Below are 13,357 nucleotides of genomic sequence, written 5' to 3'. Positions count from 1 at the left end.
AATGTAGATTTTTTTCTCTAATACGCTTGTTTAGTTGTGTTCTAAATAACAGGGGCCCATATTTGAGTGGTTTGCCCTAGATAAAGAGGTCAGATTTCGAGAAGATCAATAGGGAAATCTTTGCTGTTGTATCTGAGATTGGCCTCGGCAATGGCAGCTGGGGCCCCATAGGTGAGGAAGGCGTTAAAAACGAAATGCTGTCTGAGCGTAGCGAGTTTATTTCGTTTAGCCTTTAAGCCGTAATGGGTCAGCGAATGCCGGAGCCTTGAATTTTTGGTTCTTTTGTTTCAAGACAAAAGAACAAGTGAAAAATGCTTTAAAAATAATTCACTAAGCCAAAACAACATAGCATCAGTTTATTTAGGAAGCTATTGGTTTTAAGTAAAGTTTAAATCTTTAGTTGATAATAAAGTAGTTTGTAGATTAATCTTACATCTCATGATTTATGTAAAAATAATACTTAAATAAAAAAAGGCAGCCCCTTTCAGAACTGCCTTGATCTATTTCGTTTGAGAAATACTATTTCTCTAGCTTTTCAATTTCAATAGCCAATTGATCAACCAATTCATCCAGTTGCTTAATTACAGCTAAAATAGCCTCAGGTTTTGACAAGTCAACACCTGCTTTTTTCAATTGCTCCATTGGGAAATCGTTTCCACCCGATTGCAATAAAGTTGTGTAACGCTTTAAAGCCGCTTTCTTATCTTTCTTGCTACCTTCCGTTACATCTGTGTACAATTTAGCCGATGATGCAAAACAAGTCGCATATTGGTAAACGTAGTAAGGGGAGTTATAGAAGTGAGGAATACGAGTCCATGGGTAATTAGAATACTTTGTTTTCTCTGAAACATTTCCGTAATACTTTTGTGCAATATCACCCCAAAGCTTCGCGAAAATATCAGCATTTACAGGTTGGTCTTGCTCAACCATAGTGTGAGCCTGGTATTCGAAATCAGCAAACATCGATTGTGCATAGAACGTACCAATAATACCCTGAATGGCTTGATTCAATAAAGCAATACGCTCCTTAGGATCTTTAGTGATTTCCATCATGTGATCTAAAAGTAAACGCTCGTTGAAAGTAGAAGCAACCTCAGCAACAAAAATGGTATAGCCATGAGTAGCGAAAGGCTGAGTTTCGTTAGATAGGGTTGTGTGCATGGTATGACCTAGCTCGTGAGCTAAAGTAAACACATACTCTAGTGTCTCATCGTAGTTTAATAGCATGTATGGGTGAACACCATAAACACCAGCAGAAAATGCACCACCACGCTTTCCAGGGTTTTCATACACATCTAACCAACCGCTTGCCGTTGCATTTTTCAATTTAGCTTGATAGTCTTTTCCTAAAGGAAGAACTGATTTAGTCACGACCTCAACGGCCTCTTCGTATGGGTAAGTTTTTTCGAAATCAACCAAACTCATAGAACCATCAAATCCGTAGTATTTTTCAAGACCTAAAATCTTCTTACGAAGCTTGGTGTATTTTTGTACTGGCGCTGTGTTTTCTCTAACCGTGTTGATTAGGTTTAAGTAAACATCCTTAGGAATGTTGTTACCTTCCAATTTAGCATCTAAACAAGACTCATAGTTAGCAGCGCGAGCATTCGCCCATTCTGACTGAATGATACCTTGATAGATAGAAGCGTAAGTGTTTTTGTTTTTGTAGTAAACATCGTAAAGTGCTTCATAAGCTTTCTTACGATCTTCCTGATTCTTGTTTGTACTCGTAATATGAGAATACATACCAGGAGTCACTTTTACAGTTTCACCGTTAGATAATTCAATTTCTTGAAATTCAATGTCAGTTGTTGAAAGAGCGGTGAAAACATCACCTGCAGTACCTGATGATTGAGAAAAGAAAGAAACCAAACGACCCATTTCTTCATTCAAGACGTGCTTTTGCATACGGTACATATCCATCAAGTCGAAGGCATGAGGTTTCAATGCTGGTGTTTCAGCAATCCACTGTTTCATTGTTGCTTCAGGAATCTTGATCATCTCCGGAGAGATCCAGGTTGTCGTCATTCCCATATTTGCAAAAAACATACCCACTTGCTGAAGTTTAGCTTGTAGCTCCATGTTTTTTCCATCAACAGTCGATTGGAATGAAACGAACTGATAAACTTTATAAGCTTTCTTCATCATCGTTTCCTGAGCTGTAAGAAGTGTGACTAAATTATCAGCATTCTCACCAAGCTTCCCTTTTAGAGATTGCATCACTTCAATATCCTTAGACATTGACTTGAAATCAGCCTCCCAGGTTTCCCAGTTCTCATAAATATCAGAGAAGTTCCACTTGTACTTCGCTGGAATTTCTTCACGGGTCTTATAATTCACCTGTGCGGTAGCTTGCAAACACATGCTTGCAGCTAAAAGGGTCATGATGATACCCCCCTTAAATTGTTTAAACTTCATGATCATTTTATTTAAATATGTAGGTTCAACTTTTTTAGATTCTTAAGTTCAAAGATAGATTCATATGATGGTATTTTCATAACTCGGTATCCTATAAAAAGAGTAAAATCGATTATCGTCAAAAAGTACAGGATAAACAGTGGAACTTGCACTTTAAAAATATGACTCAGATCAGGGATGACTGGTAGAAAACTTGTAAATTTAGGAGTAGTCCAATAGATCAATAAATTGGACTTATGAGTTTGTTGATATAAACAAAGCCTTGTAACATGAAAAGAATTGGCCTTATTGGAGGAATGAGTTGGGAATCGTCAATCGTTTATTACGAACTGATTAATAAGAAAGTGAAAGCAGTTCTGGGTGGTTTTCACTCTTGTAAGAGTTTGATGGATACTGTTGACTTTGATCAAATTGTGAAACTTCAACATGAGGATAAATGGGAAGAACTAGATGAGATTATGATCGACTCCGCTAAGCGATTAGAAAAAGCTGGTGCAGATATTATTGTTTTGTGTACCAATACCATGCACCTATGTAGTCCAGCTATAAAGGCAAATATCTCAATTCCCTTTCTTCATATTGCTGAAGCGACGGGTATGGAAATTATAAGTAAAGGCATTAAAAAAGTGGCTTTGCTTGGCACCAAGTTCACCATGGAGAAAGATTTCTATAAGGAAGTGCTTGCTAAACAGTTTGGTATTGAGGTTCTTATTCCGACTGATGCCGAAAGAGCGCAAGTACATCAAATTATTTATGGCGAATTGGTTCAAGGCAAAATCAAGGATGAATCGAGACAGATTTATCAGACGATTATTCAGAATCTGGAGGATAGAGGGGCTGAAGGTGTGATTTTAGGATGTACAGAGATTCCTCTTTTGATCTCGGATTCGGATGTGAACATCCCAACCTTTGATACCACAACATTACATGCTGAAAAGGCGGTAGAGTGGGCTTTAAAGAAGGATTAGTTTGAATTAAGGTCGAACCTTTTTTCCTGTGAAATAAGACAAGAAAAGTAATATTAAAGATAGTGTTGGAATGGGATCAAACTCATTGATCATGAGATGGGCAAAAAAGGCCAATATGAGGTTGTAGAAGAAGCCCATATAAGCGAGTTCTTTTAGGAATTTGTTTTTGTTGCTAAGGATAATAAGTGAACCCATGATTTTAGCAAGAGCGAGGGGATAGATGAGATAAATGGGGTAGCCATAGCTTGTGAAATAGTCTACCACTGTATCGTAAAACACAAAATAGAGGACAGCTGTTACTAGCATCATGCCAAACAAGATGAGGGGCGATGCCCAATAAATTGTTTTGGTTTTAAATGTAGATTGAATTGATAATCAGCGAATTTAAGCGTAAAGGAGGAAAGTATGAATCAAGAAATAAAACCTGTTATAGTCCAGCAAAGCTTTCATGTATCTATTAGTCAACTTTGGAAAGCTATAAGTGAGTTGGAACAAATGAAGCATTGGTTTTTTGAGAATCTTGAAGCTTTCTCAGCTGAAGTTGGTTTTGAAACCCAATTTAATGTGAAATCTGGAGAAAGAAATTTCATGCACTTGTGGAAAATCTCCGAAGTTATTCCTTTGGAAAAACTTGTATATTCATGGAAATATGAGGGTTATGAAGGAGAGTCCTTCGTTAGTTTTGAAACCTTTATAACAGAGGGAGGATCAAGTATACGTGTTAGTCATGTCGTGACCCATAGTTTCCCTCAATCCATACCTGAATTCACACGGGAAAGCTGTCAGAGCGGATGGGAATATTTTATCAATAATCGACTAAAAAACTTTATGGATGATAAAATATAATAATAACTAGTCTTAAAAACATAAATCAAACTCCTTAGCTGAAACCCTGCCTCTTTCTCATTCGTATACATTAATATACCTTTTGTTATGGAAAGAGCTCAATATTATGAAACCCTGAGTGATCGGAGAGTACGATGTACGCTTTGTCCCCATTTTTGTTCCATATCTGATGGGCTTCGGGGTATTTGTCACGTCCGCATGAATCGGGATGGCATTCTTTTTACAGATGTCGACAGCAGGTATTCGGCCATTCATATGGATCCTATTGAGAAAAAGCCTCTATATCATTTTTTTCCTGCTAGCTCAATTTTGTCTCTTGGAACAAAAGGCTGTAATATGAGGTGTAAGTTTTGTCAGAATCATGAGATCTCGCAAGCTTTTCCTGGCGACTACCCCTATATGAGAGTGATATCTGATGAAGAAATTCAGGAAATCGCACAAGAAAGCAAATCTTGTATTGGTGTTGCATATACTTATAATGAGCCTACGGTTTTTTTTGAATCGATGATTACCTTGGCTCGTAAGATAAAGCTTGCTGATTTGAAGAATGTTATGGTGACCAATGGCTATATTAATGCTGATCCACTTGATGAGTTGTTGGAGTATATAGATGCCTTCAATATTGATATCAAAGCTTATAGAAGGGACTTTTATAAAAAATACACCCATTCACAATTAGATCCTGTATTGGAAAGTCTAAAGACGGTAAGGAAGAGTGGCAAGCATTTGGAAATAACTCATTTGGTAATTCCTGGTTTGAATAGTAAAGAGAAAGAGTTTGAAGAACTCTTAACTTGGGTAGCCGAAGAACTGGGCCCAGATACGGTTTTGCACCTGTCCCGATTTTTCCCTGCCTATCAATTGATTATAGATCCTACACCAGTAGACTTGTTATATCGTTTCTACGATATCGCCAAAGAATATCTGAATTATGTGTATTTGGGTAATGTGAACACCCGGTTTGGAAATGACACCTCTTGCCATCATTGTGGTCAGGAATTAGTGCGTCGTTTCAACTACATGGTTGAGGTAATAGGAATGGAAAATGGGCGTTGTGTTGCCTGCAAGAAACAGGTGTTTATTTGTTGAGATCGTGAAAATATAAATCTAGAAATTATGAAAGTAAGGAGGGCATCGGTTGCAGGAACTTTCTATCCTAAGCAGCCTGAAAGAATAAAGGGAATGGTTCAACATATTTTGAGTAAAGAATCTAAGCTGATTGACTATTCACTGGGGAAGAATCATATATTGGGAGGGGTTGTGCCACATGCAGGTTATATGTATTCAGGCTATGAAGCGATTCATTTATATGAATTAATCCGGTATTCTCAAATTCAATTTGATACGATTATTATTCTCAATCCCAATCATTCGGCTTATTTGGATGAGGAAGTAAGTGTGGCAGGAAGTGATGCCTGGGAAACGCCACTAGGAAAAGTTAAAGTGGATATTGAATTTGGCAAGATGTTGAATTTACCAATGAATACTGTGGCTCATCAAGCAGAGCATTCTGCAGAGGTACAGATTCCTTTTCTCCAATTGCTTTTGCGTGAGGGCTTCAAAATTCTGCCCATATGTATGAATCATCAAACTATAGAATGTGCACGGAATTTAGCTCTTTCTATAGTTGACGCGAATAAGATTCTTAAACGAAAGTTACTCGTTTTGGCATCTTCTGATTTTTCTCATTATGTCTCTCCCGATCTGGGGTTTAGACTCGATCACTTGGTTGTTCAGGGCATTCAAAAAATGAATACAGAGCAAATTTTTAATGAAATTACCCGACACCGTATCTCAGTTTGTGGTTTTGGACCTATCATGACTCTTGTGGAATATTTGCAATTACTTTATAAGGATGTTAAGGTGAAAGTTCTTCGTCAGGGGAATTCGGGAGACATCACATCGTCCAATTCTGTCGTGGATTATTTCTCTATTATGTTCTATCTACCAAGCTTCGTTTAATTAAATCTCATTGGTTGAGATCTTTTTGCTACAATCCAAAGTCTGAGAAAGCTATCTTCTGGCTAGTTAGGTTTTTACCACGGGCGAATTCATAAAATCAATTCCTTCATTCAAATCCAGTTTTCTTATCTGTATCTGGAAGCCAGATCTTTATGGTTTTCTTCTCCTTATCTTTTATTCCGTATATTTTGTATTAAGCGGGAAGGAGATTCTAGCTGCTAAGATAAGACGATGGTTTCAGGATAAAGCGTATTAAATTAAGTATTTATGAGAAAATAAATTATAAAATTTGTCTGGTTTGAATCATAGTTTGTAAATTACTTAAGGAATGGAACCCAGATGGGTCGTTCTTTTGTCTACTCCATCTCAGTTTCTCCCGTTCATTGTATTTCCTAATATTTAATATATGAAATTCACTATAGTCTTTAAATATAGTTTGTTTGTCGTATTAATAGCGGTTTTGTTTTGCTTATTGACTTTTCCGAGCTTGGCTCAGAAAGATCGTGTTACGGCAAAGGAGATTGTGAGGATTGCAGATGAAAAAATGCGAGGTCTTAGCAGTCAGGGCGAATATAGCATGACAATTGTCCGTCCCACCTGGTCGAGAACGGTAATCATGAAATCCTGGTCAAAAGGAACTGAGTATTCAATGATCTATATCATGTCTCCAGCAAGAGAGAAGGGGCAGGTTTTTCTAAAAAGGGAAAAAGATATGTGGAATTGGGTCCCTTCTATCGAACGCTTGATTAAAATACCACCATCCATGATGATGCAATCCTGGATGGGCTCCGATTTTACTAATGATGATTTATTAAAGGAATCTTCTATTCTGAAGGACTATCGCCATGAGCTATCCGGCAAGGAAGATATTCGGGGATACTCTTGTTATAAAATTTCAATGTACCCAAAGGAGGAGGCACCTGTAGTATGGGGTAAGCTGGTGATGTGGATTACCACTAAAGATTATCATCGCCTTAAAACCGAATACTACGATGAGGATTCATACCTAATTAATGTAGAGAACCTGTTCGATATTCGCAAAATGGATGATAGGGAAATTCCTACGCGAATGGAAATGGTTCCTGTGGATAAGGAGGGTAATAAAACCATTTTTGAGTTTAAGAATGTGAAATTTAATATTGATATCAAAGAGAGTTTTTTTAGTCAACAGAATATGAAACGGGTTCGGTAATCCAGATTAATCACATCAATAATTGTCAGTTATCATATGGGAATAACTTATATCATAATGGCTTGGCGTAACTTATGGCGTAACAAAAGAAGGACTTTTATCACGATAACCTCTATTCTGTTTGCCATGTTTTTTGCTCTGGTGATGCGATCCATGCAAAAGGGATCCTATGCCAATATGGTGGATAATGTTGTGGGTAGCTATACAGGTTATATTCAGATTCACGGTGCTGACTACTGGGATAAGAAAACGATTGACGAAAGTTTGGATGCCAGTGAATTTTCTGAGGAAGAGATAAGCGAACTAAAGAATGTAAAAGGACTGGTGCCAAGGTTAGAGTCTTTTGCTCTGGCATCCTCTGAGAATGTAACCAAAGGAACCCTTTTAACAGGTATTATTCCAGAAAAGGAGAATGTGTTTACTGGACTTTTCGAAAAAATTGTGGACGGAAAATATCTGGAAACCGGAGATGGTCAAGTGATGCTGGCTGAGAAATTGGCTTCCTACTTGAAACTAGGACTTGGCGATACGCTAGTTCTGATTAGTAAAGGCTACCATGGCGTGAGTGCCGCTGGAAAATATGCTGTGAAAGGAATTCTGCATTTTCCCTCTCCAGAATTGAATAAACAACTGGTGTATATGAATCTGGAAGATTGTCAGGCGTTTTTTGGAACCGAGAATCGCTTAACGTCCTATGTTGTGCTCTTGGGAAGACACGATCCCAAGATCATTGCCCAAACCAGGGATGCAATTAGAAAAACTTTGTCGCAATCTTATGAGGTGATGAGCTGGGAAGAAATGATGCCCGAGCTGGTCCAAATTATTGAATCGGATAATGCAAGTGGGAAGATTATGTTGGGCATCCTATACATGATTATTGCTTTTGGAATTATGGGAACCATCATGATGATGACCCTTGAGCGAATTCGTGAGTTTGGTGTGATGGTCGCTGTGGGCATGCAAAAATTCAAATTGGGTCTGGTTGTTTTATTTGAGACTCTGTTGATGGGTATCATAGGAATTATTTTAGGATCAGGTTTGAGTATGCCCTTTATCTACTATTATTATTTAAATCCTATTCGTCTTACCGGAGATGCTGCAGCTAGTATTGAAAGTTTTGGTGTGGAACCGATTATGCCTTTTGCTTGGGAAAGTTCTTTTTATCTTAATCAAGCGCTCGTAGTGTTGGTAATTACCCTGATAACGGGACTGTACCCTTTTTTTAAAGTGATAAAACTAGAACCTGTTGATGCTCTGAAAAGCAAATGATATCCAGTACTTACAATTAAAATTGAACCTTTAAATCGATAGATAGAATATGCTATTAATTATTGCCTGGAGAAACATTTGGCGTAACAAACTGCGAAGCTTTGTAGTAATTGTTTCGGTTAGTCTTGGATTGGTAGGTGGTATCTTTTCAATGGCAATGATGTATGGCATGATCAATCAAAGGGTACAAAACATCATTGAAAATGAGATCTCACACATACAGGTTCATCATCCGAAGTTTACCGAGAATTATGAGATGCAATATGTCGTGTCAAATGCAAGCGAATTACAGAAGAAACTCATGACTTCTTCCGAAGTGGAAGCTGTATGCAGCCGTTTGAGAATACCTGGCATGGCCAGTTCTGCACAGTCGGGAGCCGGGATCATGATTTTGGGTATCCATCCAGATGAGGAACGGGGGGTGACTCGAATTCATGAAAGCTTGGTGGAGGGCTCCTATTTGGAAGGGAGACGGAATCCTATCATTATAGGAGAGAAGTTGGCTCGGAAATTGAAAGTTCGGCTTCGTTCGAAAATAGTTCTTACTTTCCAGCCACGTGAGGGAGAGCTTGCTAGAGGAGCTTTCCGCATTGTAGGGATTTATAAAACCAACAATTCTGTGTTCGATCAGGGACAGGTATTTGTTAAGCGAACCGATTTGGTTAGAATTTCTGAATATAAGGATGACCATATTAACGAGTTAGCTTTATGGTTAAAGGAAATGGATTCTGCTCAAATGCTTAGTAAACAATTTCAAAAGAAACATCTGGAGCTCCAGTTTTTGACTTGGCGAAAGATACAGCCCGATCTGGCTATGGTAACCGATTTTATGGCGGAGTATTTCATCATTTTTATGAGTATCATATTGGCGGCCCTTGGTTTTGCCATTGTGAACACCATGCTGATGGTTGTGATGGAGCGAATCCGTGAGTTGGGTATGCTATTGGCCATAGGCATGAATCGAGGGAGGGTATTTCGAATGATCATCTTAGAAAGTGTATTCCTTTGTCTAGTGGGTGGTATTGCTGGTGTAGGAGTCAGCTTTGCTTTGATTGAATATTTTAATCAGGCAGGCATCGATTTGGGTCTTTTTGCAGAAGGTTTCGAATCGGTGGGCTATGCTTCACAGGTGTACCCTGAACTGGAATCGAAATTCTATTTTATTATCGGTTTCATGGTTGTCGGGATGGGAATAGGCGCAGCCGTTTATCCGGCATGGAAAGTTTTGCGTTATCAGCCGGCAAAAGCTTTGAGAATGGAATAGAAAATAGTTTGTAATTATCATTTTCTAACTGAATTAATAATGGCAGTTATCGAAGTAAAAGATATTCGGAAAGTGTACACTGAGACCAAAGTTCCTGTATATGCAGTGAATGGTATCGCTTTAAGTTTTGAAAAGGGTGAGTTTGCCGCCATTGTAGGACCCTCTGGTTCGGGGAAAACCACGCTGTTGAATATCTTGGGAGGGATTGATGTGCCTTCTGAAGGAGAGGTCATCATAGATAAGAAACATATTGCAAGCCTATCTTCTCGTCAGCTCATCGATTTTCGTTTAAAAAACATTGGTTTTGTATTTCAGTCCTATAACCTGATTCCAGTACTTACGGCCATCGAAAATGTAGAGTTTATCCTTCAACTGCAGGGCCAAAGTAAGAATGAAAGGCGAAAACGGGCTCAACAGCTTTTGAATGAAGTTGGTTTGGGAGATCGAGTGAATGATCGTCCAGCCCAGCTTTCCGGTGGACAACAACAGCGTGTGGCTGTGGCCAGAGCTTTGGCTTCCCGACCTCAATTTGTGCTGGCTGATGAACCTACTGCAAATCTGGATTCAAAATCGACGGAGAATTTGCTCAATATTATGGAAAAACTGAATAGAGAAGAGGGGATTACCTTTATCTTTTCGACTCATGATTCCCGAGTGGTAAAGAAAGCCAGGAGAGTAATTACCATTGAGGATGGTTGCGTGGTCAGTGATGAGCGTATTGCTCCGAACAACATATAAGTGTTTGCTGAAAATATTGAATTAACCTATTTGATAATTGTTTTCATTTACCACTAAGAACGCAATGAACACAAAGTCTATTTGCATTATTTATGAGTGTTTAAACGGGTTAATGTTATCGTACTAATTAGGGCTCTTAGTGCGTTAATAGATTTTAATCATGTCTTTGTGTTCTTAGTGGGCTTTGTGGTTTTATTTGTGATATCATTAAAAATCGATATAAACCGACTTCATTACTATGCGTAAATGCTTTGTTTTATTTTTTCTTATTTTCTTAAACCTGTTCTTGTTTGGACAGGATAAGAACTGGTTTCTGAACGGTTATCTGAAGGATATGCAAATGATTTACTATGTTGAACCCACGCATAGCTGGACGAATCAGAATCTCTTGCACAATCGACTTAATTTTAAATGGTATCCCTCATCTTATTGTGTTTTAGTGGCTGAAGTGCGGAATCGGTTTTTCACGGGCAAGTTGGTTCACGATATCCCAGGCTATAGCCAGTTCATCGATCGGGATAATGGTTTCTGGGATTTATCTAGCCTTGTGATAGATAGTGATGGAGCTGTATTTCATTCAATGATCGACCGTGTTTATCTGGATTACTCTTTGGGAGATTGGCAGATCCGTTTTGGACGGCAGAGAATCAACTGGGGAATTAATTTGGTTTGGAATCCCAATGATGTCTTTAATACCTATTCCTTTTTGAATTTTGATTATGAGGAACGCCCTGGAACAGATGCCCTAAAAGTGCAATATTATACCAGTGAGACTTCTTCGCTTGAGTTGGTTTATCAAATCGGAAAGAATGGTGATGAAAGGGCATTGGCAACCCGTTTTCGTTTTAATAAGTGGAATTACGACTTCCAATTATTAGGAGGTTGGATTGAAGAAGATCTGATGTTGGGAGCCGGATGGGCTGGTGATATTTATGGTGGTGGTTTTCGTGGGGAAGTCACCTGGTTTGTTCCAATGGAAAACAGAGGGGAGGAAGCTCTTCTTGCTTCAGTATCGGGTGACTACAGTTTTTCCAATAGTTTGATGCTACATGCAGGATTTTTATACAACAGTGTTGGAACAACCGGTCCCATTTTTCAAACGGGCTTATTTGAAGTTGGTGAAGCTTCTCCACGGGGATTGAGTAAAGGGAGATATGCCATTTTTGGGCAGATTTCCTATCCGCTTACCCCTTTGTTTACGACTTCATTCTCGCTTATTGCCAATCCTTCGGACGGCTCCTTTGTTTTGAATCCAAGTTTAAGCTATTCTCTCGTGACCAACTTGGATCTTTTGCTTGTGGGGCAGTATTTTTTTGGAGATGATTTTACAGAATACGGTGATAGTGGACAGTTTTTTTTTCTACGCCTGAAGTGGAGTTTATAGCACAAGGGATAATTATCAGTTATATGTCTGTTCTTCTAAGTTGTTATTTCTATCAATAAATATTACATAAGTCTTTGCTAACTCTTGAAATTTTAACAAGTCCTTAAGATATGTAGATGTGATTTAAAACAAAATTGAACTACTTTAGTATTTTAAATAATTGAAATTATAAAACATTATTAATAGATGAATCGAAAAGTCGTAATTGTCGTCTCAGTTGCTCTTATATTAACCTTAGCTTATGCGGGCATGGTGGGTTTAAAGAGCCTTAAAAAGCAGCCACAAAAAGATATAAACCGAAAGAAAGTGCCTTTTGTGAAAGTTGAACAAGTCAATTATCAGGCTATTGCAACGCCTATTGTTGAAAAAGGGCGCTTACTGTCGAACCTGGAAGTGAATTTGAGTTCAGAGGTTCCTGGACGAATTGTTGAGGTTGGTGTGCCATTGAAAGTGGGGCAGAGGTTTAAGAAAGGGGATTTACTCATTCAGATCTATGATACAGACGCACGCATGGATTTACAGGCAAAGAAAAGTCAATTCCTGAATAAGCTGGCTCAGTGTTTGCCTGATATTCGTATTGATTATACGGATAGATTTGATGCCTGGATGGATTTCTTTAATGCCATCGATTTGGAAAAAGCTTTACCAGAATTACCTGAAATCACTACGGGAAAGGAAAAAGTATTTCTAGCCAGTCGAAATATCTTAGGCGATTATTATGCGATAAAATCCAGTGAAGTTAAACTGTCGAAATATCGTATTTATGCACCATTTACGGGTTCGTATGTACAGGTGAGTACGCAAAAAGGGGCTGTTGCCGGCATGGGGGCAAAACTTGCAGGTCTAATTGAATCAAGTAAGCTAGAATTGCAAGTGCCAGTTGAATCAGAGGATATTAAGTGGTTGCGAATAGGTGATCAGGTTGATGTTTTAACTTCGGATGGAGAGAAAATAGCTTATGGAAAACTAATCAGAAAGTCAGAATTTGTTGATGAGGGCACTCAGTCTATAGCCGTTTTTGTGGGGCTTAAAACGAACAATAGCGAACTTTATCAAGGTCAGTATTTGACTGCCAAGTTTAATGGCAAGCTAATCGATCAGGTTATGGAGATTCCTCGTAATGCAGTATTCCGCTCAAATAGAGTATTTGTTGTTGAGGAAAATATGTTGAAAGAGAAGCAAATTAATGTGCTTAAGAGAAATGAAAATACCTTGATTTTTAATGGCCTTACTAAAGGTGAACTTTTGGTGACAACAGTTCCGGTAAAAGCTGCTGAAAATATGAAGGTTCAGATTCTGAAATAATCTTAAGTCTT

Annotated in this window: 12 protein-coding genes; 10 read left to right on the top strand and 2 right to left on the bottom strand. The window is 38.4% G+C overall.

The window, feature by feature from the left end; genetic code table 11:
- Window positions 1–519: 519 nt before the first annotated feature.
- Window positions 520–2,418 (bottom strand): oligoendopeptidase F, encoded by a 1,899-nt coding sequence (gene pepF, locus DWB61_RS13420; RefSeq protein WP_197091199.1) that lies wholly within the window; start codon window positions 2,416–2,418, stop codon window positions 520–522.
- Between the two features lie 269 nt (window positions 2,419–2,687).
- Here pepF and DWB61_RS13415 point away from each other — a divergent pair, with 269 nt between their 5' ends.
- Window positions 2,688–3,386, top strand: a complete 699-nt coding sequence (locus tag DWB61_RS13415) for an aspartate/glutamate racemase family protein (protein WP_125031424.1) — start codon at window positions 2,688–2,690, stop codon at window positions 3,384–3,386.
- A 6-nt stretch (window positions 3,387–3,392) separates the two neighbouring features.
- On the opposite strand, the gene DWB61_RS13410 is transcribed toward DWB61_RS13415, so the two are convergent.
- A complete protein-coding gene (locus tag DWB61_RS13410; protein ID WP_125031423.1) occupies window positions 3,393–3,695 on the bottom strand; it encodes a DoxX family protein in 303 nt (100 codons plus the stop codon).
- Window positions 3,696–3,791: 96 nt separating this feature from the next.
- Here DWB61_RS13410 and DWB61_RS13405 point away from each other — a divergent pair, with 96 nt between their 5' ends.
- The 9 genes from DWB61_RS13405 to DWB61_RS13365 all read left to right on the top strand — a co-directional run bounded on the left by DWB61_RS13405 (window position 3,792) and on the right by DWB61_RS13365 (window position 13,346).
- Window positions 3,792–4,232 (top strand): SRPBCC family protein, encoded by a 441-nt coding sequence (locus tag DWB61_RS13405; protein ID WP_125031422.1) that lies wholly within the window; start codon window positions 3,792–3,794, stop codon window positions 4,230–4,232.
- Between the two features lie 87 nt (window positions 4,233–4,319).
- On the top strand, window positions 4,320–5,321 hold the full coding sequence (gene amrS, locus DWB61_RS13400) for an AmmeMemoRadiSam system radical SAM enzyme (RefSeq protein ID WP_125031421.1): 1,002 nt from the start codon (window positions 4,320–4,322) through the stop codon (window positions 5,319–5,321).
- A gap of 27 nt (window positions 5,322–5,348) precedes the next feature.
- The gene (amrB, locus tag DWB61_RS13395; RefSeq protein ID WP_125031420.1) at window positions 5,349–6,194 is read left to right on the top strand and encodes an AmmeMemoRadiSam system protein B; all 846 of its coding nucleotides are present in this window, start codon (window positions 5,349–5,351) and stop codon (window positions 6,192–6,194) included.
- A gap of 406 nt (window positions 6,195–6,600) precedes the next feature.
- Window positions 6,601–7,386, top strand: a complete 786-nt coding sequence (locus tag DWB61_RS13390; RefSeq protein ID WP_125031419.1) for an outer membrane lipoprotein-sorting protein — start codon at window positions 6,601–6,603, stop codon at window positions 7,384–7,386.
- Between the two features lie 57 nt (window positions 7,387–7,443).
- Window positions 7,444–8,655, top strand: a complete 1,212-nt coding sequence (locus tag DWB61_RS13385) for an ABC transporter permease (RefSeq protein ID WP_158614423.1) — start codon at window positions 7,444–7,446, stop codon at window positions 8,653–8,655.
- 49 nt (window positions 8,656–8,704) lie between these two features.
- Window positions 8,705–9,919, top strand: a complete 1,215-nt coding sequence (locus tag DWB61_RS13380) for an ABC transporter permease (RefSeq protein WP_125031417.1) — start codon at window positions 8,705–8,707, stop codon at window positions 9,917–9,919.
- 39 nt (window positions 9,920–9,958) lie between these two features.
- A complete protein-coding gene (locus DWB61_RS13375; protein WP_125031416.1) occupies window positions 9,959–10,657 on the top strand; it encodes an ABC transporter ATP-binding protein in 699 nt (232 codons plus the stop codon).
- A gap of 238 nt (window positions 10,658–10,895) precedes the next feature.
- Window positions 10,896–12,041 (top strand): hypothetical protein, encoded by a 1,146-nt coding sequence (locus tag DWB61_RS13370; RefSeq protein ID WP_125031415.1) that lies wholly within the window; start codon window positions 10,896–10,898, stop codon window positions 12,039–12,041.
- Between the two features lie 186 nt (window positions 12,042–12,227).
- Window positions 12,228–13,346 carry an efflux RND transporter periplasmic adaptor subunit gene (locus DWB61_RS13365; protein ID WP_125031414.1) on the top strand — a complete coding sequence of 373 codons (1,119 nt, stop codon included), beginning with the start codon at window positions 12,228–12,230 and terminating at the stop codon, window positions 13,344–13,346.
- Window positions 13,347–13,357 lie beyond the last annotated feature (11 nt).

The organism is Ancylomarina euxina, from assembly GCF_003863355.1.
Classification (GTDB): Bacteria; Bacteroidota; Bacteroidia; order Bacteroidales; family Marinifilaceae; genus Ancylomarina; species Ancylomarina euxinus.
The sequence above is the reverse complement of the archived record's forward strand: the minus strand, read 5'-3'. Positions and strand labels throughout refer to the sequence as shown.